Here is a 23,502-nt window from a genome sequence, read left to right as displayed (position 1 = left end):
TAGCGGCCAACATATCGCCGCAGTAATATAACAAAAACACAACCAAACAAAAAGTATCACAACACAAACAACAAGATAGCAGGTAACTAGCGGTACAAATGTTAAGCAGCGCATTCACTTAAGAGCAGTGTTTTAATACGAATCATGATTAAAAACACGACTATCGACTTACTTTTTATGATATTTGGACAAATACTCTAAATAGCTAATAATTATTGAAACTAGACTTAGTGATAATCAACGGACGGATAGATTATTCAAGATGAACAAGCCACCCATTGAGTTCAAAATTATTATTCTGCCGCACCAGCTAACCTTTATACTGAAGGAAATGTGACGAGGGATAACTCGATGTGTGGTCGGCTCAATATTATTGATGACATGTTTGTACAAGCGCTGATGCAAGATTTGCAGGTAAAGAACGCGGAGGAGATGCTGTTTGGCCGTTTTAAAATGCCCACTAATGACATTAGTATTGTGCGTGAGATTGATGGTGAACGTAGGCTGCAAACTGCCACCTGGTGGTTACTGCTTGAAACTTGTTACGAAGGCTTTAAACCCAGCCGCTATACCTCGTTTAACACCCGCTTCGACAAACTAAACACACCTAATAGCGCGGGCTTTGAAGCTTACAGAGAGAGTCGTTGCTTGGTCATCGCCAGTGGCTTTGGTGAAACCGAGAAAAGGGGTAAAGACACTTACTATCATGACTTTACTGCCGAGGATTCAGCAGTGGTATTCGGTGGGTTATGCCGTGAATGGCAGCACCCGAAAACCGGGGAAGTAACCACATCATGCTCCATCATCACCAATCCGCCACACCCTGATCTACTCCCTTATCACAGTAAAGCTAGCCCAATGATTTTGCCGCAAAATGATGAAGTTATTGATGCTTGGTTAAACCCGGCCAACCAGCAGGTAGAGATGTTTGATGACTTGCTAAAACCAGCCCTTAGGCATGACTTTACGGTACAGCAAATAAATAAGCCGAGCCAGTATCAACCTATAGGTCAAACTGCTCGGCTCATTCCTAATGACTATTATGCCTAACCGCTAGTGTTGCTAACCGCGCTATCATTAGTTAAAACACTTAATTGAGATAAGCGCTTAACGTGTCTTTCTGCTTCACTAAGCTTTGATACAAGGTAAACTGGTTAGCTGCACGCTCTAGGTTATGCCCTGCATGATGAATTTGAAAATACACATCACCATTTAAATGATCGGTTAAGAATCTCACCCCAATCATCAAGCACATCACTCTTGCGCCTAACCACAGGCTTTTACGCTCGCCATCTGACAGCACATCACCTAACTCACTCAAGTAGCCACTGCAGATAGCACCAAAAATTGATTCCCTGACCTGCACTTTATCTAGTGCGGTAGAGTCTTCCTCTTCAGGGCTGCAGAAAGTACGCACCATGTCACCAAAGTCATACATCAGATAGCCTTTCATACAGGTATCTAAATCAATAATGGCAAGGCTAGTCATGTCACGCTTATCAAACAGCATATTGTTGATTTTGGTGTCATTGTGGCAAATTCTACGTGGGAGTGTGGCTTCAACTTGTGCCAACTCTTGTAGTAGCACTTGCTGCGACATCACAAAGTCAATCCAAGTTTGGCACTCACTCACTCGGCCTTGGCTGTCGTTTGCAATCGCTTGCTTTAACAGCTCAATTCGCCCCGGCAAATGATGAAAATTCGGGATAACGTCTTCTAACTGCTCTGCATCTAATTCCGTTAACGCAGCAGAGAAATGGCCAAAAGCTTTCGCCGCTATTTCAGCATCCGCTGCACTGCCTACTACGTCGATACTATGACTAAAGGGTAGATAATTAATCGCGCGCCAGAAACCTTGCTCACCAAGATCGACAAATAGCTCATCGCTAGCAGTAAGCTCAGGTGACACCACTTGTAATTGGTACTCACCCGCAGCCGCCTTTATTTTTAGGTGTTGGCTAATTTTATCAGCATTGCTAACCAATGCTGACGGCGTTTTGAAGACTTCTATATTAATTTTTTGCAGTACAAATTCGTTATCATCGCCACGTACCAAAAAAGTATGGTTAATATGGCCGTTCCCCAATGGAGATACTTTGGCACTTGCTGCATCAATACCAAAATGGGACAAAATATTTTGTCTAATAAAATCGATCACCCAAGTCTCCAGTTATTCTTTTATCTCTTTTTTTGCTATCTGGGCTTTTCCAGACTTTCCATGCAAATTGCCTATTTAAATTAGCTTCTAACTAATTTGTGCAAAGAGTCTGCTGTAATTTCTGCCTAACCCACTGCACATCTTCAGGGTAAGTCACGCCGTACCAAGATTCCTTGGCGACACTGACGTTTACCACCTTGTTAGTCTGAGCATCTGACGGGGCGTCGAGTCGAGCTTGCACCACAGTAGGCAAGTAACACTCGGCTTTCGGATGCTGACCATTGTGCTCAAGGAAGTGACTAAACTGCTGTTCAATCACCTCAAAGATATCTGGCTTGAAGCCCCAACACGTCATCGAAACCACGGCATCTTTGTCAATGGCAAAACGCTCTTCACCTAACGTACCAGTTAAAGCTGATGCTTCACAGCGAATATCGAGCCACTCGGCCACATCAATAAGCTTGCCCGCTTCGACTTGGCATAAACCTCGATTAACACCACCATTGTCAGACAGGGTTAAGCCGATGGGATAGGCGACCATCATCCAGTCGTCGTTCGCTGTCGATAATCCCTCGGCAAGTAAAGTAAAAGCACTGTCACCATAGAAATCGTCGGCATTGATCACCGCCATAGGGCCAACAACATGATTTCGCGCGCTCCAAAGCGCATGAGCTGTACCCCAAGGTTTTTGGCGTTGCGCTACATCGGCAAATGCATGCGCTGGCACAGGAAGGTCATCAAGTGCCTGAATGCAATACTCATAGCTAAAATCATCGCTCAGCTTTCCAGCCAACGCATCATCTAACATGCTGGCAAGTTCAGGGCGGATAACCAGTACTGCTCGAGTAAACCCCGCTTTATAAGCGCTCTGTAACGATAGTTCCAGCATGGTCTCACCATGTGGGCCAAGCTCTGCTAATTGCTTGTCGCCACCAAATCGGCTACCTAAACCTGCCGCTAGGATCACTAAGGTTAAATCCTGCGTGTTGTTACCCATTAACATTCAATCTCTCAAACCGTTGCGAATTCGCCTCACAATAAGGCGAAGCAGTTTAATGAGTCTATAGGCTAATTTCCAGCGCTAATCACCACTCGAGCCCAGTATAGATCTAAGCTTATAAATAAGTGCGAAATTCAGGGATCTTACCCAGTGCCGTTTGGCTACCCTTTAAACTAAAGTTATAGCCACAAAGGCTGACGTTACCGCGCCTTGCCATATCGACAATAATTGCTTCGGTATCTAAAGGTGAGAATCGTGCTTCAGTCCCGGTATCAGCCAGTAAATCAACGACTAATGGGCGGTACTCAGTGCCATTATTGAACCGTATACGCGAGCAGGTTTTATCACCTTTAGCTGTAGCGAGTGACCACAAGTTAGTCGGCGATCCTGTTTCACCTAACCAGCGCATAATCAATACATCATCCTCAAGCGCCAAACTAAAACCGTCGGGCAGAGATGTTGACACGCGTGCGACTTGAGGTCGGTCAGCGACATCGCTTAGCGATTGCTGGCCACTGCCGCTTACAGTTTCAATGTCGGCATCTGCTGTAGGAATTAACGACAAAAGGCTCAGCAGTAACATCACACCAACGATAGCGCCGCCCCCAATAAGCACGAGCTTTTTATTGGTTTGCAACAACTGTAATAGCTGCGCCATATTCAATGCAGTTTGTCTTGTACCTCTGCGAGACTGAGCTTGGTGGTGAGTCCTAGTCTCTGAGCTTTGCCCAACTTCATCTGAGGTATATGACTCGTCATGATGATTAACCGCTACACTCTCAGCGACCTCCTCGCCCCCTAAAGTCGGCTCGACTCGCACTCGAGAACTTGTCATTCGCACAGAGGCTTTACTGCTCGTCATATCGACAGGCCCCGAATACCCCTGCACATAATCGACTCGAGAAGGGGCTGCTAAAATAGCCAAATAGCCAATAATCAGCCCAGCTGTAACTAACAAGGTCAGCAATAACATCATGCTGTGAATATGTATTAAGGTGATGAGTACCAGCCAAAACGGGATTAAGGTTAACAAGACTAGCTGTGGTGCCTTAGCGCAATCTCGTAATCTGCGCAGACTAGTTAATGCCAGCACGGGGGTGAGTATTATCCCTACAAAGTACAAGGCTAAAGAAGGACTAAGAATCACAACAGCTAGCAACAAAGTGAAATAAATCAAACCACTAATTGACGCAAAACGCTGACCATTATCTAAACCATTGACACAAAAAAGCGACTTTACCTGCATATTTATACCGACCTTAACCCTATTCTTTAATTCGGCTGCTGCGTGATTGATTAGCAACAGCGCACCCAATTTCTATGCTCAGGCGAAAGCATAAAACGTAATGAAGTAGCCTACCCAATTTAGCGCTCAATGTCAGTGTTTTCGGGCAACTATCTCTGCTGACTCTAGCTTAAACTTGCGTGCTTCACAGACTAAAGAACATCATTTTCAATGGTAATTCACGCATCTGTGACTAGCGTAAATATCACCCTAGGCTGTATAATGGCTCGCTTAATCTTTTACACGCCATTTTTTGAGCTCGCAGCTAGCTCTAATTGGTGCAAAACATCGGATATGCAGCTCATGACCGCTCGCGGAAACCTATTTATCGTCTCGGCGCCAAGCGGCGCAGGTAAATCATCGCTTATTTCAGCCCTATTAAGGGACCAACCTGTAGATATGCAAGTTTCAGTTTCGCACACCACAAGACAACCACGTCCCGGTGAAGAGAACGGTCAACACTATCATTTCGTCAACCAAGACGACTTCAAGAGTTTAATTACCGATGGTGCTTTTTTTGAGTGGGCTGAAGTCTTTGGCAACTATTACGGCACGTCTCGTGTCACGATTGAGCAGACACTCGCACAAGGTATTGATGTATTTCTCGATATCGATTGGCAAGGCGCCCAGCAAGTTAAGCAGCTTATGCCTGAATCTATTGGCATTTTTATCTTGCCACCGTCAAAAACTGAGCTAGAACGCCGCCTAACGGGTCGCGGACAAGATAGTGCTGAAGTGATTGCCGACCGCATGGCGCAAGCCGTTTCAGAGATGTCACACTACAATGAATATGACTTCGTTTTAGTGAACGATGATTTCGACAAAGCATTGGCCGATCTTTTAGCGATCATTCGCAGTCAAAGATTAACCTCTGCTAGCCAAATTCATACGCAAAATGGTATGATTAAAGATCTGTTGGCAGGCTAACTGTCTTCATGTACAATTTTGCGTCATTTTTTCAATCGATAAAACACTGGAGTTTCCAAACATGGCTCGCGTAACTGTAGAAGATGCCGTAAACCAAATCGGCAACCGTTTTGATATGATTCTGGTTGCAGCGCGTCGTGCTCGCCAAATCGCTGTTCAGGGTAAAACCCCTATGGTTGATGAAGAGAACGACAAGCCAACGGTTATCGCCCTGCGCGAAATCGAGCTAGGTTTAGTCACAGCTGCGACTTTGGATGCCGATGAGCGCCAAACAGTTCGTGAACGTGAAGCAGCAGAAATCGCTGCTGTTGCTGCCATCGCTGAAGGCCGCAACAACGTCATATAAGGAGTAGAGTCACTTGTATCTGTTTGAAGGTCTCAAGGAGTCTGCTTCAGGTTATTTAGAACCTGAACAGGTAGAATTACTCAAGCAGGCCTATCAGGTGGCGCGTGATGCCCACGAAGGCCAAATGCGCACGAGTGGCGAACCTTATATTACCCACCCGGTTGCGGTCGCCCGCATCCTGGCCGATATGCGTCTCGATCATGAGACGCTTATGGCTGCTCTCTTACATGACACTATCGAAGACACCCCGGTAACAAAAGAAGAACTGGCTGAATTATTCAGCGAGTCTATCGCCGAATTGGTTGAAGGCGTCTCCAAGCTCGATAAACTCAAATTTCGCGATAAGAAAGAAGCCCAAGCCGAAAACTTCCGCAAAATGATGATGGCGATGACCCAAGATATTCGCGTCATCCTGATTAAGCTTGCTGATAGAACCCATAATATGCGCACTTTGGGTGCATTAAGACCCGATAAGCGCCGTCGCATTGCCCGAGAAACTCTCGAGATTTACGCCCCAATCGCTAACCGTCTTGGTATTCATAATATTAAGTGTGAATTAGAGGATTTAGGCTTCCAAGCCTATTATCCAATGCGATACCGCGTACTTAAAGAAGTGGTTAAAGCCGCTCGTGGTAATCGAAAAGAACTGATTCTAAGTATCGAAGCAGCCATTGAAACTCGCCTCGAAGATACCGCCCTTGAAGGCGCGGTAAAAGGACGCGAGAAGAACCTTTATTCCATCTATAACAAGATGCGCAATAAAGAACTGCCATTCCAAGAAGTCATGGATATCTATGCCTTTAGAGTCATCGTTGACTCTATCGATACCTGTTATCGCGTGATGGGTGCCATGCACGGCCTTTATAAGCCGCATCCTGGTCGCTTCAAAGATTATATCGCTATCCCTAAAGCTAACGGCTATCAGTCACTGCATACTTCGCTTTTTGGCCCTCACGGCGTGCCGGTTGAGATCCAAATTCGTACCGAAGATATGGACCAAATGGCTGACAAAGGGGTCGCGGCTCACTGGCTGTACAAAAAAGGCAGCTCAGCCGAGCAAGGCACCACCACTCAGGTGCGTGCCCGTAAGTGGATGCAAAGCTTGCTGGAATTACAGCAAAGCGCCAGTACCTCTTTTGAATTTGTTGAAAACTTTAAGACCGAACTCTTCCCTGAAGAGATCTACGTCTTTACCCCTGAAGGCCGTATTTTAGAGCTACCAGTGGGCGCGACACCGGTCGATTTTGCTTACGAAGTTCACACCGACGTAGGTAACACCTGTGTTGGCGCTAAAGTGAACCGTCAAGCCTACCCATTAAGTCAGCCATTAATCTCTGGCCAAACCGTCGAGATTATTATCGCTAACGGCGCACGCCCGAATGCAGCATGGCTTAACTTTGTGGTAACCGGTAAAGCACGCGCTAAAATCCGCCAACTATTAAAGAGCTTAAAAGAAGACGACGCTATCTTACTCGGTAAGCGTCTACTCAATCATGCACTCGGTGAGACTAAGCTTGATAGCTTGTCTGCTGAGCAAATTGAAAAAGTGGTTAAAGATACTAAGCACGACACGCTTGATGCACTGCTAGCTGATATCGGTTTAGGCAATGCTATGAGCATTGTTATTGCCCAGCGTCTTCGCGGCGATCAGGTTGATTCTGAAGAGCCTAGAGAAGACTACACCATGCCAATTCGTGGTGCCGACGGCATGCTAGTGACTTTTGCTAACTGTTGCCGCCCTATTCCGGGTGACGCGGTGATTGCTCATGTGAGCCCGGGTAAAGGCCTAGTGGTGCACATGGAAAGCTGCGCTAATATTCGTGGCTACCAAGGTGAACCTGATAAGTACATTCCCGTTCAATGGGATAGTGCAGAGGGGGTTGAATACCAAGCTAACTTGCGTGTTGAGATTGTGAACCATCAAGGTGCGCTCGCTAAAATCACCTCAATTGTGGCCGCTGAAGGCTCCAATATTCATAACTTAACCACAGAGGAGCGTGATGGACGAGTGTTCCTCATTAATCTACGCATTTCTGTGCGTGACCGTATTCATTTAGCCAACGTAATGCGCCGGATCAGGGTATTACCTGAAGTCTTGCGTACATCTCGGAATCGATAACTTACTCAATACTGTACTCAACAAAGACAAGGATAGATCATGGCAGAGAAAATCATCATCGCAACCGCTAAAGCGCCACAAGCAATTGGCACTTACTCGCAAGCCGTAAAGGTCGGTAGCACGGTTTATTTATCAGGCCAGATCCCACTTGTTCCAGAGACTATGCAGATTGTCAGTGATGATTTTGCAGCGCAGGTTGTGCAAGTATTTGATAACCTAACCGCAGTATGTGAAGCAGCAGGCGGTTCGCTAAGCGATATCGTTAAGCTAAATATCTTTATGACAGATTTAAGCAACTTTGCCACAGTCAATGAAATTATGGGTCGCTACTTTGAGCAACCTTATCCAGCCCGTGCTGCAATTGGCGTTAAGCAATTGCCAAAAGATTCACTGGTTGAAATGGATGGCGTGATGGAGATTTAATCCTCATCAGCCAACCATATGGGCGCCACGGCGCCCATTTTTTTGTTTAACGTTAGCTATTTAATGTTTGCCTCGTTACGCTCCCAGAGCAACAACTCTTAACCCAAAGTACAAAATAGAAGCCAACCATGAGTCCTGAACGTTTCGCCCGTATCAACCAAATGCTCGATAACCGCCAACCCGATCTCACCGTATGCTTAGACACCGTGCACAAGGGCAACAACATTGCCGCAGTGCTGCGTACTGCCGATGCCGCCGGTATTCATGAAGTTCATGCAGTATGGTCAGAGCTTGAAATGCGCGTATCTGGCAATACCGCATCGGGCAGCCAACAATGGGTAAAGACGCGCGTACATCAGAGTATGGCGCAAGCGGTTGATGTGTTTCGTAGCCAAGACATGCAGATTTTAGCTACCACCTTTTCTGATACTGCGGTCGATTTTAGAGAGATTGATTACACCCGCCCAACGGCGATTATTTTGGGTAACGAGCGCGATGGTGTCAGCCCTGAAGGCATAGCTAGCGCCGATCAGCACATCATCATCCCGATGATCGGCATGGTGCAGTCACTTAATGTCTCGGTTGCTGCCGCGCTGATTATGTATGAGGCTCAGCGACAACGCACCGAAGCAGGCATGTACGGTACGCGCAAACTTGATGACGCTTATTGCCAAGTAAAACTGTTTGAGGAAGGCCATCCTATTTACGCTAAAGCCTGCCGCCGTAAGAAGCTGCCCTACCCAGCAATTGATGACGCTGGGCAAATCATCGCTGATGACGATTGGTGGCAAAAAATGCGTGCACCTTCAAACTAACACTAAGCCTAAACCTAAAGTTAAAGCTCAGCCTCAATCAAAAGTAGCAGCACTTAGACCATCAATATTAAGTGCTGATATTTTGCATCCCTAACAACTCTATCACCAGCACGTTCAAACCACCCGCGACAAATACCCCTCTCAACCCACCACAACAAAATTGTAACACCCGTTTGAAAAAGTTTGTCTTAGATCACATTTTTCGCCATACTCAATATTGCAGCAGCCTGTTAAACGAACGATTAAAACAAAAAAAACAGTAACAGGTTGAATTGGAATCAACACTAATCAATATGGAAATGCGATGGAATCTTCTATGAAAACCCCGATTGAGATGCTTGAACATTGGGTTGAAAAACAAGGCGATCAAGTTTATCTAAAGCAGCCTATTGACGGTCAATACAAAACTTTTACTTGGCGCGATGTGCAAACCAAGATGCAACAGATTGCCGGCGCCCTCAGACATCTAGGTCTCAACCCCGGAGATAAAGTTGCGGTACTGTCTAAAAACTGCGCCGAATGGTTTATCACCGATCTTGCTCTGATGCACGGCGGCTATATTAGTGTACCGATTTACCCGACCGCCAACGCCGACACCATTCGCTACACCCTTGAGCACAGTGAAGCTAAAGCAATTTTTATTGGTAAACTCGATTATTGGGCCGACCAAGAAGCGGGGGTCGGCGGTGAGATCCTGCGTATTGCTATGCCCTATGACACTATGCCGTCTCAGTATCACTGGGACAGAATGCTGACCTTAGGCCAGCCCTTGATTGATGCTCCTCTGCCTACTGCAGAGCAAATAATGACCATCATTTATACCTCTGGTTCAACAGGCAAGCCTAAAGGCGCGATTCAAACCTTCGCTAGCTACACCTGGACCTGTACAGCAGTTGTGCGCGACCTTAATACCGATGTTGAGGATAGATTGCTGTCTTATCTGCCGTTAGCGCATATTACTGAACGTGTCGCCATTGAAGGCTCCTCATTTTACTCTGGCAGCAGCGTAGCCTTTGTCGATAGCCTAGATAGCTTTGTGGCCGATGTGCAGCGCGCAAGACCCACTGTATTTTTCTCGGTGCCGCGCCTGTGGAGCCTATTTCAAAAAAATATTATCGACAAAATTGGTTACAGCAAACTTAACTTTTTGCTTAAAGTCCCTATCGTAAGCGGCATAGTTAAACGTAAGATTCATCAAGGCCTAGGTCTAGAGCACTGCCATTTACTCGGCTCCGGTTCTGCACCCATTCCACCATCACTGGTTGAGTGGTACCACAAGATTGGTCTCGATATTTCAGAGGCGTGGGGCATGACTGAAAACTGCGCTTACTCCATTATTAACTATCCGTTTGATGCGCGTAAAATTGGTTCCGTCGGCCGCGCTGTTGAAGGTTGTGAGGCCAAGTGCTCTGATGTTGGCGAACTGCTCGTTAAGAGCCCTGGCCTAATGCAAGGTTATTATAAGCAGGAAGAAGAGAGCGCTCAGTGCTTCGATGAAGATGGCTTCTTCCACACTGGTGACCTATGTACTATCGATGATGAAGGCAATGTCAGCATTACTGGCCGCGTTAAAGACAACTTTAAAACCTCGAAAGGTAAATATGTGGCACCTGTACCTATCGAGCGTAAGCTAGCGCAAGACCCTCATATAGAGATGATCTGTGTTATCGGTTCAGGCTTACCTCATCCAATCGCCTTAGTTCAACTTTCAGAAGGTGCTGCACTTCAAGCAAGAGAAGAAGTCAGGGCTTCGTTAAAGGCGACAGTCGATGCCGTTAACCCTCACCTTGAATCCCATGAAACTGTTGACGCAATTGTTATCGTCACCGAACCTTGGGACGTTGACAATGACGTGCTAACGCCTACATTAAAGATTAAGCGTCATGTACTAGAGAAAAAGTTTAGTGAAAAAGTGGACGGTATACGCGGAGGCAAAGTCTGTTGGGAAGATGAGATCTAAACTTCTCAGCCTTGCCCATTAACGAATAACGGCACACTTCAAGGTGTGCCTTTTTGTTTTTGTGACAAAAATAACCCAATTAACTAAATTTAATGGCTAAGAAGCAGTTTTTGATTGCGCTATTTGTGAAAGAAACTATTCTTGCCATCCTTTCAAATAAACCCAAATTATAGAGTTAACCATGTTTATTTTATTGTCGATACTCGGCGGCTTTTTAATTCTTACTGTAGGTGCTGAAGCCTTAGTGAGAGGCGCAAGCCAAATCGCACTTAGATTGGGGCTTACCCCTCTGATCATTGGCCTGACTATTGTTGCCTTTGGTACCAGTGCACCAGAGCTTGCTGTTAGCGTTAAATCTGCAATTGCAGGTAATAGCGGCATCGCCTTAGGTAACGTAATTGGCTCAAACATCGCTAACATCGGCCTAATTTTAGGTATTACAGCACTGATTCGCCCAATTAAGATTGAGTCTCAAATGGTGCGCCGCGATATTCCAATCATGATTGGTGCGTCACTATTGTTTTGGAGCCTATTGCTAGATGGTGGCCTAAGCTTCTGGGATGGCGTCATTTTATTTACGCTACTGGTTGCTTATTTAGCCTTCAGCTACTTCACAGCAGAAAAGCAAACTGGCGATGATGCTGAAGATGTGAAACAAAATCCAATGCTATCGGTTTTGTTTATCGTTATCGGTATTAGCATGTTAGTTGGCGGCGGTATTTTATTCGTTGATGGCGCGGTCGCTATGGCAACATCTTTCGGCATTAGCGAGGTTATCATCGGCCTAACTGTCGTTGCGATTGGCACCAGTATGCCTGAGCTCGTGACCTCAATTGTGGCAGCCCTTAAAGGCCAGAGCGATATCGCAATTGGTAACGTTGTTGGTTCAAACATCTTCAACGTACTCGGTATTTTAGGTGTTACAGCACTTATTCACCCGATTATTGGTAGCGAAATTAGCAACCTAGATTGGGCTGCTATGATTGCCCTAGCCGTGTTATTGCTACCCTTTGCCTACACGGGTTTGCGTATTGGCCGCCGCGAAGGTGGGTTATTAATTGCTGGCTACTTGGCCTATATCGGCTATATCGTTGTTCAAGCGATTTAATTAGCGCCCCCAGTAAGAGCTTAAATAAAAAGGCCTAACGTGCAGATGATACGTTAGACCTTTTTTATCTCCCTTCATTTCTACACTCAATAGCGACTCTTAATTGCGACCTTAATATAGTCACCTTGTCACAATGACAGATGTCATCCTAAACTGATGACGTTTGTATCTGCCGATTAAAATCACAATGTCCAACACTAAAGCCTTCCCCGCCACAGGGCTGAAAAGAGGTTGTCATAAAATCTAAAACCTCAGATTTGCGTAAAACGATATCTCTGATAATATATGTATAAATTTACAGTGTTTGAGTGCTAACCGTTTGCAAAGACTCGATCTTGTTCCTATCACAGATCTTAAGGGCGTCGCTAAGAAGATGGCCGAGAGATTAGCCAAGCTGAGCATAACAACAGTGCAAGATCTGTTGTTTCATCTGCCGCTGCGCTATGAAGATCGCACTCAAGTCTACCCTATTTCCTCACTTTACCCAGGTAGTTACGGCACCATCGAAGCTGTGATTCAATCAAGCCAAATTATCCAAGGCCGTAAGCGCATGCTGACCTGTACGGTGCGTGATGATACAGCTAGCTTAACCCTGCGCTTTTTTAATTTCTCTGTCGCGCAGCGTAACGGCCTAGAGATCGGCATGACTATTCGTGCCTATGGTGAAATTCGCCGTAGTATGCATGGCGTCGAGATTATTCATCCTGAATATAAGTTGATTACTCCGGGTGAAGATCTACAAGTGAGTGACACGCTAACCCCGGTTTACCCGACCACTGAAGGCTTAAAGCAAGCGAGTTGGATCAAGCTTACCGAGCAAGCATTAGAGATGTTAGAGCGCGGTGGATTACAAGAGTTACTGCCGCCAAACCTGCAGCCCAATAATTTAGACTTAAAGCAGGCACTGCAAATACTGCATCGGCCTAATAATCAAGTGTCGCTATTTGAGCTGGAGCAAGGCACGCATCCAGCGCAGCAACGCCTCATTCAAGAAGAGTTATTGGCACATAACTTAAGTATGCTACGCCTACGTCAACGCAGTAATCGCGACAAAGCGGTCAGCATGCATGCCACGGGGCAGTTACTTAATCCCTTTTTAGCCACTCTCCCCTTTAAGCCTACAGGGGCGCAGCAGCGAGTCGTTGCAGACATTACTCAAGACTTAGCCAAACATGAACCTATGATGCGCCTAGTACAAGGCGATGTGGGCTCGGGTAAAACCTTAGTCGCTGCTTTAGCAGCTTTGCAAGCGATAGAGAGCGGTTATCAAGTCGCCATGATGGCACCAACTGAATTGTTAGCCGAACAACATGTGATTAATTTCGCCGCCTGGTTTGAGCCGTTAGGCCTTAAAGTCGGCTGGTTAGCAGGTAAATTAAAAGGTAAAGCTAGAGCCCAATCGTTAGCCGATATTGAATCTGGTGACGCGCATATTGTCATTGGTACCCATGCTATTTTCCAAGAACAAGTGGTATTTAATAAACTGGCACTGATTATTATCGATGAGCAGCACAGATTTGGCGTACACCAACGCCTAGGCCTACGTGAAAAAGGCATTAGCCAGGGTTTTCACCCGCATCAGCTCATTATGACGGCAACACCTATACCACGTACCTTGGCGATGACTGCTTATGCCGATCTCGATACCTCAATAATTGATGAGCTACCACCGGGCAGAACGCCGGTGACCACAGTCGCGGTTTCAGATCAACGTCGTGAGGAGGTCATCGACCGCGTCAAGCAAGCGTACATCAATGATAAACGTCAAACCTACTGGGTATGCACCTTAATCGAAGAATCAGAAGTACTCGAATGCCAAGCTGCAGAAGACACGGCAGAAGAACTTAAGCGTGCCCTGCCCGAGTTAAAGGTAGGCTTAGTTCACGGCCGTATGAAGCCCGCTGAAAAGCAACAGATCATGGCCGACTTTAAAGCCGGTGAGCTAAACTTATTAGTTGCCACCACGGTGATTGAGGTTGGTGTCGATGTGCCTAATGCCAGCTTAATGATCATCGAAAACCCTGAGCGTTTAGGCTTAGCTCAGTTACATCAGCTTAGAGGTCGGGTTGGGCGCGGTGCCATTGCAAGTCACTGTGTGTTGCTCTATAAGGCGCCACTCTCTGCCACTGCAACCAAAAGGATTGGGGTGCTAAGGCAGAGCAATGATGGCTTTATTATTGCGCAGCAAGATTTAGAGATCCGTGGTCCTGGTGAAGTCCTTGGTACTAAGCAAACCGGCATTGCCGACATGAAGATTGCCGACTTAATGCGAGATCAGGCACTTATTCCTCATGTTCAAAAGTTAGCAGCCCACGTTATGCAACAAGCTCCAGCTAGTGTTGACCCTATTATTGAACGCTGGTTAGGCGACCGCGAGCAGTTTGTACAAGCATAAGCTGCTACATTCGTCAGCTTTAAAAATTAAATATCCTTAATAGAGCTTCAAACTATAGACAATCGCTCGGATTTTTGCAGAATGGATTGAAGCTATACTTTTATCAATTAGTCGTATCACTGCACCCTAGCAGAGGAGTTAAAATGCAACTCAGTCAAGAAGATAGAATTTCCCCACAGGAAAAGAGTTCTGGCACCAATGGTTTAGCCATTTTAGCTATCGTTGCCGTAGTGGCGTTATCCGCTGGCGGCTACTATTACCTCAGTGATAATGATGAAATCGAAGAGCAGCAGGTCATCGTCCCAGTGGTGATCCCCGATCCGATCCCTGAGCGACCTCTTGAAACAGAAGCCTTGCCAGAGCCTGAAGTCGTTGAAGTTGAAGCGGTACAACTACCTGAAGTCGATCCCGTGCCAGAAGTTGAGCCCTTACCCGCATTGGTTGATAGCGATGCCTATGTACATCAGAAAGTGACCGCGATTGCCGATGGTATGGCAATTGAACCACTATTGATTGAAGACAACGTAGTGCGTCAGTTTGTGGTTTTTGTTGATAACTTAGCCCAAGGCGAACTCGCGCGCAAAGTGAGCCCACTGCAAGCACCAAGCACGCAGTTTACAGTCTCGGAAATTGCCAACAAGACCTATATCAATCCAGATAGCTACCATAGATATGACCTGTATGCAGACTTCCTTTCAAGCTTAAATGATCAAGAGCTAGCAAAAACCTACAAAGAGATGACTCCGCTGTTAAGTGAAGCATTTACTGAACTAGGCTATAGCAAGACCTCATTTAATGATCGCATGCAGCAAGCTATCGAGGTGATGTTGGATGCACCTATCATCGAACAGCCGATTGAATTAGACGGCGTTAGCGTTAACTATCAGTTTGTTGACCCTAAACTAGAGGCGCTGCCTAATGCGCAAAAGTTGATGATCCGTATGGGCCCTGAGAACGCTAAGAAAGTGAAGTCAGCACTACGTCGACTACAAAAACACTTAAACTAAGCAGTTAAACTAGCGCAAGGTTTTCACCTAGTTTCCTATCTAAAAGTCCTGTATTAACAGGGCTTTTATTCAAATCCAACATTTTATCACTCAGCAGCTACCTTCAAGCGACACCTGTATCACAAAAGGACTTATTGCCCCACGATTTATGATGTAGAATAACGGCTGTTTATGACGTTACTTTTGGCCACTTGCTATCTTTCTTGGTCAGAATTATCTTTTATTTGTCAGGCAATACGAAAGGATATTCGTATCTGAGGCGATGCATTTGAAGTTCAGCATTCTTTCATGGGGCGCATGGTCGCCGCAGTACCAACAAGCCTGTGAGTGGCTAAACTGGCCAATGCCAGTCTCAGATGCAACAGTGCTGCACGCCGCTGTGCCTAAACTTTCCCATGTTCCAGCAATGCAGCGCAGACGGCTCAGTAAACTCACCAAAATTATCCTTGAAGCGGTTAACCAATGTCAGCCAGCTGAGCAATGTCGTAGCGTTTTTGCCTCCCAGCATGGTGAAATTAATCGTACTATTGGTTTACTCGAGAATATCGTGGATGAATCGCCGCTATCACCCACGGGTTTTAGCCAATCGGTACATAATACCGCTAGCGGTATTTTCAGTATTCTAACGGCTAATCAAGCTCAATCGACCTCGATTGCAGCGGGAAGCAACACGTTTTCTCAAGCATTTATCGAATCCTATGGACAGTTACACGCAGATCCTGAGCCGTTACTATTAGTCTATGCCGACGAACCCGTGCCTCAGGTTTATCAGCAATTTACCTCTGAGCCAGCATGGCCTATCGCTGTTGCTTTTATGCTAGCGCCCGCCGACGACTCACAAAACGCGCTGGCAACACTGACATTAACCCCAATAAATCAACAAACTGAAATCGACAACACGCTCAGTTTTGATCTACTGCTATCGAGTCTGGCAGCGAAACAGAATGTCAGTGGATCTTTTTCTGGCTGGCATTGGGAGCTAAGCTGTGTCTGAGCCCGCTATGGACAAGTCCGCTGCCGATAAGCCCACCATGTATAAACAACCACTCGCTCCCAAGTTAATGGGTATCGCTTACGTTCCACGTTGGCTGGGCGGCACCGCTTGCTATATCGCTTTTGGCCTTGGTGGCCTGCTGAGTTCACTGACCATACTGCCAATACTTAGATTTTGGCCTGGTAGCCACCAGCAACGCATTGAGCGAGTGCAGCGAGCCGTGCACATCATGTTTAAAGGCTTTGTCAAAATGCTCACTTGGGCCGGCGTTATCAAGGTCTCTCATGGAGATTTAAGCCGCCTCAGTCATGCTAAAGGAGTGATTGTCACTGCCAACCACCCAACCTTAGTCGATGTGGTCGTGTTAATCAGCTTAATGCCCAATGCTGGGTGTATTGTTAAACAAGGCCTTTGGCGCAATCCCTTTTTACGTGGCGTTGTCTCTTGCGCCGGCTATATTCCTAATCGTGGTGCAGAGTTGCTACTGCAAGATTGCAAGTCAGTACTTGAACGTGGCACTAACCTGATCATCTTTCCGGAAGGAACACGCACCAAAATAGGTGAAAAAATTAACGATTTTGCACGTGGGGCAGCCAATATCACCCTGCGCACTCATAGCGATCTGTTGCCTGTATTTTTAAAAACCAATACTGTGGGCCTTAGCAAGCAGCAAAAGTGGTACCAATTGCCTAGACGGACAATTGGCATGCATATCGAAATAGGCGAAACACAGCCCTATTTACGTTATGATGCCGATGCAGGCGGCGGCGCAAAGATGGCACGACAACTGACTCGTGACTTAGAAAACTATTATAAACAACAATTAGATAGATACTTATGAGCCTAGAAAACGAAGTAAAACAACTGATCATCGACTGTCTTGATTTAGAAGACGTGAGTATTGATGATATCGACTCTGACGCGCCACTATTTGGCGAAGGACTTGGGCTCGATTCTATCGACGCATTAGAACTTGGCTTAGCAATCAAGAAGCAGTTTGATGTGAAAATTGAAGCGAATTCTGAAGCGACCAAACAACACTTCTATAGCGTTGCTAGCTTAGTCAGCTTTATTGAGTCACAGCGAGCGTAGGAGGAATTATGCAAAGTCGTGAACAGATCCTTAAAATGCTGACTCAAATCTTAGTCGAAGAATTTGAGATAGATGCAGACGATATCACCCTAGAAGCCTCCTTGTATGAAGAGCTCGATCTAGACAGCATCGATGCTGTAGATTTGGTGATCAAACTGCAGCAAATGACAGGTAAGAAAATCAAGCCTGAAGAGTTTAAAGCGGTGAGAACCGTAGATGATGTCGTGTCGGCTATCGAAGGCTTAGTCCAAGCGTAATGCGGCTCTTTTTGCAAATAGTGACAAGCCTAGTGGTAATAACTTATCCACTGGCTGTTTATTTCGGTTTGCACTATTTGCCTGCTGGCACCATTGCGCTCGCCTTATGTGCAATATTAGTCTTGCGACTGATATTGCAACAGCAAAAAGTAAAGTCATTGATGCTGCCGCTGCTTGTTGGCATAGGCTTAACGGCTGGAAGTTTTATTGCTAAAGAGAATGATTGGTTACTGTTTTATCCTGTGGTGATTAACCTCACCATGCTAGGACTTTTTGGTTATTCACTAAAACACGGACCCAGCATGATAGAACGGCTAGCCAGACTTAAAGAGCCTGACCTGCCCGATGAGGCTATCGGTTATCTCAATAATGTCACCTTAATCTGGTGTGGCTTATTTATCTTTAATGGCACGATGGCACTCTATACAGCGCTTTATACCAGTATCGAAATTTGGACACTTTATAACGGGCTAATCGCCTATTTGCTTATCGGGTCGCTACTTGGTGGCGAATGGTTATATCGAACATTTTGGTTAAAAAAGTCATGACGAATCTACTTAAATCTTGGCTATGCCAAGGGCCTACGGGTCAACAGCTAATTAGCTTCAATCATCACGATATCGTAACGGGCTCCGCCTTTACCGCTCAGGTCGCACAGCTGTATCGGCAGTTAAGTGAATCAGACTCACAGCGCTGGCTACTTAGCAGCGATAGCAGTGACCAGTTTGCCGTCGGGTTGTGTGCTGGTTTACTTGCCGGTAAACAGATTATCCTACCAGCCAATACTCAAGCTGGTACTTTAAGTGAGCTGACTCACGAGTATGATGGCGTACTTGCCAACATGCCAATCTGTGAAGGAAAAGCCTTTTTACGCCTAGATAAAGATCTCAATCCTCCCAGCAGTGACTGGCCGCAAACCGATAACTGGGGCGAGCTAGTACTCTTTACCTCTGGCAGCAGCGGTAGACCAAAACGCGTTGTTAAAACCATTGAGCAACTCGACGTTGAAGTTAGCGTGCTTGAGCATACTTTTGCCCAGCACCTGCCCCATTGCAGCGTAATATCGACCGTCTCTCATCAGCATATTTATGGCTTACTGTTTAAAATTCTGTGGCCACTGGCTGCCAGCCGTCCCTTTTTGAGTGATCTTGTTGAATACCCAGAAACGTTAAGCTATTACGCAAATTTGTTCCCAAACCTATGCTTGATCAGCAGCCCAGCACAACTTTCTAGATTGCCAGATGCGCTCGATAATGAACGTCAACTGCGTTCACCCAGCCTAGTATTTAGCTCAGGCGGACCATTGAGTTTCGAAGCATCGCAAGCGGTAGCCAATTGCTATGGCCAAGCCCCGATTGAGGTCTTCGGCAGCACTGAAACCGGTGGTATTGCCTATCGTCGTCAGCACTCACTTAATGCTAGCTGGCAGACATTTGCCTCGATTGAGGTCGAGCAAGATCCAAATGATGGCGCGCTTATGCTCAAGTCTCCTTACCTGCCAGATAATGAGTGGTTAAAGTGTGATGATAAAATTGATCTGCAAGCCGATGGTACATTTACCCTGCAGGGCCGCTTAGACCGAATTATCAAGGTTGAAGAGAAACGTCTATCACTGGTGCAGATGGAGTCGTTACTCGAAAGTCATCCCTATGTGGCAAAAGCGGCATTAGTGATGCTAGAGCAACCTAGAGTCCAACTTGGCGCAGCCATAGTGCTTTCACCTCAAGGCATTGAGCAACTCGAAGCCAATGGCAAACTCGCGCTAAATAACCAATTAAAGAATCACTTGCTCAGCCAATTTGAGCGAGTCACCTTACCCAGACGTTGGCGTTACCCTGACGCCTTACCGCTTAATCAGCAAGGTAAGCGGGTGCACATCGACATGTTAGCCCTGTTCGATATCGATAAGTTTAAAAGCAAATGATTACCTCTACATTGCCCACCATTATCAGCCATAACAGTGATAATGACGATGCCACTTGGCGGCTCGAAATTGCGGCCGACCTAGAGTATTTCAACGGTCACTTTCCTGAGCAGCCAGTGCTCCCCGGCGTCACTCAGCTCGATTGGGCGATAAAGCTTGGCTGCGCGCACTTTGGTTACCCGCTGAATGTTGCCACCCTAGAAGTACTTAAGTTTCAGCAACTGATGCTGCCAAATACTCAGGTTGATCTAACCATTAGCCATAATCCTGCTAAGGCCAAACTGGTATTTACTTATAGCGACGGTGATAAACGTTTCGCATCAGGCCGTATTGCGCTTAATTGCCAAGCCGCGCATGCAACCGACAATTCGGATAACAACTAATGCGCCTCGCACTGGTTATCCCCAATTATAATCATCGCGGCGCTATTGAGCAGACTCTCGAGCGCTTATCAGGCTATAACCTTCCCTGCTATTTAGTTAACGATGGCAGCGATGATGAAACGCGCTTCTTGCTGATCGAGCTGGCTGAAAAATATGACTGGGTGACCCTGCTTCACCATCCCTATAACCGGGGTAAAGGCGCTGCAGTAATGACCGGACTACGAACCGCATATGCTGAGGGTTACACCCACGCCCTGCAGGTCGATGCCGATGGTCAACACGATTTAAACGATATTCCCGCCATGATAGCTCAAGCGAAGTTGGCTCCTGAGGCCGTTATATCGGGCTTACCACAGTATGATGAGTCTGTGCCCAAAGGCCGCTTGTATGGCCGCTATATCACTCACTTTTGGGTGTGGATAGAAACCTTAAGTTTCGATATTCAAGACTCTATGTGCGGCTTTCGAGTTTATCCGCTCGAGGCAACCGAGAAACTGTTTTTAAACCATGCCTTAGGCGAACGGATGGACTTTGATATTGAGGTCCTAGTGCGGCTTTACTGGCAAGGCGTGCCAGTGGTTCATTTGCCAACCCGAGTGATCTACCCGGAAGATGGCGTGAGTCATTTTCAAGGGCTTAAAGATAACGTGCGTATCTCATTGATGCACAGCAAGCTCTTCTTTGGCATGTTACTGCGCCAGCCTAAAAAGCTTTATCGCAAGCTGCAGCAAAAGCTCACAAGCTCAAGCCAGAACAAGCATTGGTCGAGCATGAGTGAACGTGGCAGTTACTGGGGCATTAAACTGTTAGCTGAAAGCTACCGTTTGGGTGGCCACTGGCTGTGCCGCGCCATCATGTATCCGGTGATTTTCTACTTCTTCATTACTGGTACCACGGCAAGAACGGCCTCTAAGCAATTTTTAACTCATGTAAAAGCCAAGCAACCCAATCATCCGCAGCTAGGTGAATCACTAAGCTGGCGCGACAGCCTGAAGCACTTTTTCGCCTTTGGTAACGCCGCCCTTGACCGAATCGATGCCTGGTGCGATCGCATCAAGCTCGAGCAGGTGGATTTTCCTAACCGTGAGATGCTCGCTAACCAATTACTCGCGGGTAATGGCGCCGTATTGTTGGTCTCACACCTAGGTAATTTAGAGCTATGCCGCGCAATATCAATCCACCAGCGCCAAGTCAAAGTCAACGTTATGGTGCTAACGCAAAATGCCGAGAACTTTAACAAGGTGCTCAAGCAGCTCAACCCTGATAGCTCGCTAAACCTAATCCAAGTCACTGAACTTGGCCCGAGTACTTCAATGCTGCTACAGCAAAAGATTGAGGCGGGTGAGCTTGTGGTGATTGCAGGAGACAGAACCTCATCGCAAACCGCTGGCCGAGTGATCTACCAAGAGTTTTTAGGCGAGCAAGCGGCATTCCCGCAGGGACCGTTTATTTTGGCAGGGCTACTCGATTGTCCGGTTTATACCATGTTCTGCCTGCGACAAAATGGTCGCTACCATGTGCATTTAGAGCATTTCGCCGACACATTAAAAGGCCCGAGAGCCGGGAGAAGTGAGCGAATCGAGCAAGCTGTTAACGAATTTAGTAGTCGCTTAGCACATTTTGCGCTTAAAGAGCCACTGCAATGGTTTAATTTTTATGATTTTTGGCGCAAGGACGAAGAGTTCCAACGAGCCAATGCGCAATGCAAACAGAGCAGTTGCAATATAAAGGACGAGCAAAGTAAATGACCCAACAAACGACTTATAACCCTAACAAGCAAACAGTTGAATTTGGCTACAACAGTCTCGCACTTGAAGATGTTGTCGCGATTGCCAAAGGGGCACAGGCTAAGCTTAACCAAACTCCTGAATATCAGACCTATATTCAAAAAGGCGCTCGATTTATCGATAGGCTTCTGAAAGAAGAAGGCGTTGTTTACGGCGTGACCACAGGTTATGGCGATTCTTGTACTGTGACTGTGGGCCTAGATTTAGTCCACGAGCTACCACTGCATCTAACACGCTTTCATGGTTGTGGCATGGGTGAGATTTTATCACCAATGCAAGCGCGGGCCGTGATGGCGTGCCGACTAAGCTCGCTTGCAGTAGGTAAATCTGGGGTGACCTATGAGCTACTACAGCGCATTGAAACCCTGCTTAACCTCAACATTACCCCAGTGATCCCAGAAGAAGGCTCGGTGGGTGCGAGTGGGGACTTAACCCCGCTATCTTATTTAGCAGCAGTGCTGATTGGTGAGCGTGATGTGATTTATCAAGGTGAACGACGCCCAACCAGCGAGGTGTACCAAGAGCTTAATATCGTGCCGCTTACGCTACGCCCGAAAGAGGGCTTAGCACTGATGAACGGCACCGCTGTAATGACGGCGCTAGCTTGCCTTGCCTATGACCGCGCTCAATATATGGCTCGTCTTGCCAGCCGCATTACCGCGATGGCATCGCTTACCCTTAAAGGTAACTCGAATCATTTCGACGATATCCTGTTTGCCGCAAAACCTCATCCGGGGCAAAACCAGATTGCGGCTTGGATCCGCCAAGACTTAAACCATCACATTCACCCACGTAACTCTGACAGACTGCAAGACAGGTATTCTATTCGCTGCGCGCCCCACGTGATTGGTGTACTGCAAGATGCGCTGCCATTTATGCGCCAGTTTATCGAAACCGAGCTTAACAGCGCCAATGATAACCCAATTGTTGACGGTGAAGGCGAGCATATTCTTCATGGTGGACACTTCTACGGCGGCCATATTGCCTTTGCCATGGATGCGATGAAAAACGCCGTGGCTAACATTGCCGATCTCATCGATCGCCAGATGGCGCTAGTCATGGACCAGAAGTTCAATAACGGCTTACCGGCTAACCTCTCGGGTGCTCAAGGCAAGCGTAAGGCGATTAACCACGGCTTTAAAGCAGTACAGATTGGCGTATCGGCTTGGACAGCAGAAGCATTGAAAAATACCATGCCAGCCAGTGTATTCTCTCGCTCCACCGAGTGTCATAACCAAGACAAGGTCAGCATGGGCACTATCTCAGCCCGTGACTGTATGCGCATATTACAGCTAACCGAGCAAGTAGCTGCTGCTGCGCTATTAGCCATGTCTCAGGGCATTCGTCTGCGAATAGCGCAGGAAGAATTGGTGCCCAGCTCAATTACCCCATCACTGGCTAAGACCTTGGCCCAAGTCGAGCAAGACTTTGAGCTACTGACTGAAGATAGACCACTAGAGCAGGCCCTACGCTCTACTGTCGATAAGATCCAAAATGGCTACTGGGAAGTGTGCGGCTAATG

22 protein-coding genes are annotated in these 23,502 nt (G+C 46.7%); 19 read left to right on the top strand and 3 right to left on the bottom strand.

The genetic code is table 11. The annotated features are described in order from the left end of the window. Positions 1 to 351: 351 nt before the first annotated feature. Positions 352 to 1,050 carry an SOS response-associated peptidase family protein gene (locus ACVBIL_RS02235; RefSeq protein WP_447165359.1) on the top strand — a complete coding sequence of 233 codons (699 nt, stop codon included), beginning with the start codon at positions 352 to 354 and terminating at the stop codon, positions 1,048 to 1,050. 40 nt (positions 1,051 to 1,090) lie between these two features. Here the strand turns inward: ACVBIL_RS02235 and ACVBIL_RS02230 are convergent, their stop codons facing one another. The 3 genes from ACVBIL_RS02230 to ACVBIL_RS02220 all read right to left on the bottom strand — a co-directional run bounded on the left by ACVBIL_RS02230 (position 1,091) and on the right by ACVBIL_RS02220 (position 4,404). Then, positions 1,091 to 2,158 carry a phosphotransferase enzyme family protein gene (locus tag ACVBIL_RS02230; protein ID WP_447165358.1) on the bottom strand — a complete coding sequence of 356 codons (1,068 nt, stop codon included), beginning with the start codon at positions 2,156 to 2,158 and terminating at the stop codon, positions 1,091 to 1,093. 91 nt (positions 2,159 to 2,249) lie between these two features. Next, positions 2,250 to 3,155 carry a nucleotidyltransferase family protein gene (locus ACVBIL_RS02225; protein ID WP_447165439.1) on the bottom strand — a complete coding sequence of 302 codons (906 nt, stop codon included), beginning with the start codon at positions 3,153 to 3,155 and terminating at the stop codon, positions 2,250 to 2,252. A gap of 118 nt (positions 3,156 to 3,273) precedes the next feature. Further along, on the bottom strand, positions 3,274 to 4,404 hold the full coding sequence (locus ACVBIL_RS02220) for a DUF805 domain-containing protein (RefSeq protein WP_447165357.1): 1,131 nt from the start codon (positions 4,402 to 4,404) through the stop codon (positions 3,274 to 3,276). A gap of 342 nt (positions 4,405 to 4,746) precedes the next feature. On the opposite strand from ACVBIL_RS02220, the gene gmk reads away from it, so the two are divergent. The 18 genes from gmk (at position 4,747) to ACVBIL_RS02130 (ending at position 23,500) form a co-directional block, all read left to right on the top strand. Further along, the gene (gene gmk, locus ACVBIL_RS02215) at positions 4,747 to 5,370 is read left to right on the top strand and encodes a guanylate kinase (RefSeq protein ID WP_447165438.1); all 624 of its coding nucleotides are present in this window, start codon (positions 4,747 to 4,749) and stop codon (positions 5,368 to 5,370) included. 61 nt (positions 5,371 to 5,431) lie between these two features. After that, positions 5,432 to 5,716 (top strand): DNA-directed RNA polymerase subunit omega, encoded by a 285-nt coding sequence (gene rpoZ / locus ACVBIL_RS02210; protein ID WP_447165356.1) that lies wholly within the window; start codon positions 5,432 to 5,434, stop codon positions 5,714 to 5,716. Between the two features lie 13 nt (positions 5,717 to 5,729). Next, entirely contained in the window at positions 5,730 to 7,835 is a 2,106-nt protein-coding gene (spoT, locus tag ACVBIL_RS02205) for a bifunctional GTP diphosphokinase/guanosine-3',5'-bis pyrophosphate 3'-pyrophosphohydrolase (protein ID WP_447165355.1), read from the top strand. A 39-nt stretch (positions 7,836 to 7,874) separates the two neighbouring features. Further along, positions 7,875 to 8,258 (top strand): RidA family protein, encoded by a 384-nt coding sequence (locus ACVBIL_RS02200; protein ID WP_447165354.1) that lies wholly within the window; start codon positions 7,875 to 7,877, stop codon positions 8,256 to 8,258. A 128-nt stretch (positions 8,259 to 8,386) separates the two neighbouring features. Next, on the top strand, positions 8,387 to 9,073 hold the full coding sequence (gene trmH / locus ACVBIL_RS02195; RefSeq protein ID WP_447165353.1) for a tRNA (guanosine(18)-2'-O)-methyltransferase TrmH: 687 nt from the start codon (positions 8,387 to 8,389) through the stop codon (positions 9,071 to 9,073). A gap of 304 nt (positions 9,074 to 9,377) precedes the next feature. Beyond that, positions 9,378 to 11,033 carry an AMP-binding protein gene (locus ACVBIL_RS02190; protein WP_447165352.1) on the top strand — a complete coding sequence of 552 codons (1,656 nt, stop codon included), beginning with the start codon at positions 9,378 to 9,380 and terminating at the stop codon, positions 11,031 to 11,033. Between the two features lie 181 nt (positions 11,034 to 11,214). Further along, positions 11,215 to 12,141: a calcium/sodium antiporter gene (locus tag ACVBIL_RS02185; protein WP_447165351.1), complete on the top strand. Its 927-nt coding sequence runs from the start codon at positions 11,215 to 11,217 to the stop codon at positions 12,139 to 12,141. Positions 12,142 to 12,460: 319 nt separating this feature from the next. Beyond that, on the top strand, positions 12,461 to 14,536 hold the full coding sequence (recG, locus tag ACVBIL_RS02180; RefSeq protein WP_447165350.1) for an ATP-dependent DNA helicase RecG: 2,076 nt from the start codon (positions 12,461 to 12,463) through the stop codon (positions 14,534 to 14,536). Between the two features lie 143 nt (positions 14,537 to 14,679). Further along, a complete protein-coding gene (locus ACVBIL_RS02175) occupies positions 14,680 to 15,543 on the top strand; it encodes a DUF3014 domain-containing protein (protein WP_447165349.1) in 864 nt (287 codons plus the stop codon). 262 nt (positions 15,544 to 15,805) lie between these two features. Continuing rightward, positions 15,806 to 16,537: a beta-ketoacyl synthase chain length factor gene (locus ACVBIL_RS02170; protein WP_447165348.1), complete on the top strand. Its 732-nt coding sequence runs from the start codon at positions 15,806 to 15,808 to the stop codon at positions 16,535 to 16,537. A gap of 37 nt (positions 16,538 to 16,574) precedes the next feature. Beyond that, on the top strand, positions 16,575 to 17,378 hold the full coding sequence (locus tag ACVBIL_RS02165; protein ID WP_447165437.1) for a lysophospholipid acyltransferase family protein: 804 nt from the start codon (positions 16,575 to 16,577) through the stop codon (positions 17,376 to 17,378). Next, positions 17,375 to 17,629, top strand: a complete 255-nt coding sequence (locus ACVBIL_RS02160; protein ID WP_447165347.1) for a phosphopantetheine-binding protein — start codon at positions 17,375 to 17,377, stop codon at positions 17,627 to 17,629. Before ACVBIL_RS02165 ends, ACVBIL_RS02160 begins: the two co-directional genes overlap by 4 nt. A gap of 8 nt (positions 17,630 to 17,637) precedes the next feature. After that, positions 17,638 to 17,886: an acyl carrier protein gene (locus ACVBIL_RS02155; protein ID WP_447165346.1), complete on the top strand. Its 249-nt coding sequence runs from the start codon at positions 17,638 to 17,640 to the stop codon at positions 17,884 to 17,886. Beyond that, on the top strand, positions 17,886 to 18,434 hold the full coding sequence (locus ACVBIL_RS02150; RefSeq protein ID WP_447165345.1) for a hypothetical protein: 549 nt from the start codon (positions 17,886 to 17,888) through the stop codon (positions 18,432 to 18,434). The genes ACVBIL_RS02155 and ACVBIL_RS02150 overlap by 1 nt, the downstream gene beginning before the upstream one ends. Then, on the top strand, positions 18,431 to 19,810 hold the full coding sequence (locus tag ACVBIL_RS02145) for an AMP-binding protein (RefSeq protein WP_447165436.1): 1,380 nt from the start codon (positions 18,431 to 18,433) through the stop codon (positions 19,808 to 19,810). The genes ACVBIL_RS02150 and ACVBIL_RS02145 overlap by 4 nt, the downstream gene beginning before the upstream one ends. Next, positions 19,807 to 20,193, top strand: coding sequence for an ApeI family dehydratase (locus ACVBIL_RS02140; RefSeq protein ID WP_447165344.1), 387 nt, complete (start codon positions 19,807 to 19,809; stop codon positions 20,191 to 20,193). The genes ACVBIL_RS02145 and ACVBIL_RS02140 overlap by 4 nt, the downstream gene beginning before the upstream one ends. Further along, positions 20,193 to 21,941: a glycosyltransferase family 2 protein gene (locus tag ACVBIL_RS02135; protein WP_447165343.1), complete on the top strand. Its 1,749-nt coding sequence runs from the start codon at positions 20,193 to 20,195 to the stop codon at positions 21,939 to 21,941. The genes ACVBIL_RS02140 and ACVBIL_RS02135 overlap by 1 nt, the downstream gene beginning before the upstream one ends. After that, a complete protein-coding gene (locus tag ACVBIL_RS02130) occupies positions 21,938 to 23,500 on the top strand; it encodes an HAL/PAL/TAL family ammonia-lyase (RefSeq protein ID WP_447165342.1) in 1,563 nt (520 codons plus the stop codon). Before ACVBIL_RS02135 ends, ACVBIL_RS02130 begins: the two co-directional genes overlap by 4 nt. Positions 23,501 to 23,502 lie beyond the last annotated feature (2 nt).

This window comes from Shewanella sp. 125m-7 (assembly GCF_052977045.1).
Note: the sequence above shows the minus strand (reverse complement) of the source record. Positions and strands in the feature narration are given on the sequence as shown.

Excerpts from the sequence above, each read along its gene's own strand:
- ACVBIL_RS02150 (WP_447165345.1), top strand. The coding sequence starts at position 17,886 with ATGCGGCTCTTTTTGCAAATAGTGACAAGCCTAGTGGTAATAACTTAT.
- ACVBIL_RS02145 (WP_447165436.1), top strand. The coding sequence starts at position 18,431 with ATGACGAATCTACTTAAATCTTGGCTATGCCAAGGGCCTACGGGTCAA.
- ACVBIL_RS02235 (WP_447165359.1), top strand. The coding sequence starts at position 352 with ATGTGTGGTCGGCTCAATATTATTGATGACATGTTTGTACAAGCGCTG.
- ACVBIL_RS02170 (WP_447165348.1), top strand. The coding sequence starts at position 15,806 with ATGCATTTGAAGTTCAGCATTCTTTCATGGGGCGCATGGTCGCCGCAG.
- ACVBIL_RS02160 (WP_447165347.1), top strand. The coding sequence starts at position 17,375 with ATGAGCCTAGAAAACGAAGTAAAACAACTGATCATCGACTGTCTTGAT.
- ACVBIL_RS02220 (WP_447165357.1), bottom strand. The coding sequence starts at position 4,404 with ATGCAGGTAAAGTCGCTTTTTTGTGTCAATGGTTTAGATAATGGTCAG.
- ACVBIL_RS02140 (WP_447165344.1), top strand. The coding sequence starts at position 19,807 with ATGATTACCTCTACATTGCCCACCATTATCAGCCATAACAGTGATAAT.
- gmk (WP_447165438.1), top strand. The coding sequence starts at position 4,747 with ATGACCGCTCGCGGAAACCTATTTATCGTCTCGGCGCCAAGCGGCGCA.
- ACVBIL_RS02190 (WP_447165352.1), top strand. The coding sequence starts at position 9,378 with ATGGAATCTTCTATGAAAACCCCGATTGAGATGCTTGAACATTGGGTT.
- ACVBIL_RS02155 (WP_447165346.1), top strand. The coding sequence starts at position 17,638 with ATGCAAAGTCGTGAACAGATCCTTAAAATGCTGACTCAAATCTTAGTC.
- ACVBIL_RS02175 (WP_447165349.1), top strand. The coding sequence starts at position 14,680 with ATGCAACTCAGTCAAGAAGATAGAATTTCCCCACAGGAAAAGAGTTCT.
- rpoZ (WP_447165356.1), top strand. The coding sequence starts at position 5,432 with ATGGCTCGCGTAACTGTAGAAGATGCCGTAAACCAAATCGGCAACCGT.
- ACVBIL_RS02130 (WP_447165342.1), top strand. The coding sequence starts at position 21,938 with ATGACCCAACAAACGACTTATAACCCTAACAAGCAAACAGTTGAATTT.
- ACVBIL_RS02135 (WP_447165343.1), top strand. The coding sequence starts at position 20,193 with ATGCGCCTCGCACTGGTTATCCCCAATTATAATCATCGCGGCGCTATT.
- trmH (WP_447165353.1), top strand. The coding sequence starts at position 8,387 with ATGAGTCCTGAACGTTTCGCCCGTATCAACCAAATGCTCGATAACCGC.
- ACVBIL_RS02185 (WP_447165351.1), top strand. The coding sequence starts at position 11,215 with ATGTTTATTTTATTGTCGATACTCGGCGGCTTTTTAATTCTTACTGTA.
- ACVBIL_RS02225 (WP_447165439.1), bottom strand. The coding sequence starts at position 3,155 with ATGGGTAACAACACGCAGGATTTAACCTTAGTGATCCTAGCGGCAGGT.
- ACVBIL_RS02165 (WP_447165437.1), top strand. The coding sequence starts at position 16,575 with ATGTATAAACAACCACTCGCTCCCAAGTTAATGGGTATCGCTTACGTT.
- ACVBIL_RS02200 (WP_447165354.1), top strand. The coding sequence starts at position 7,875 with ATGGCAGAGAAAATCATCATCGCAACCGCTAAAGCGCCACAAGCAATT.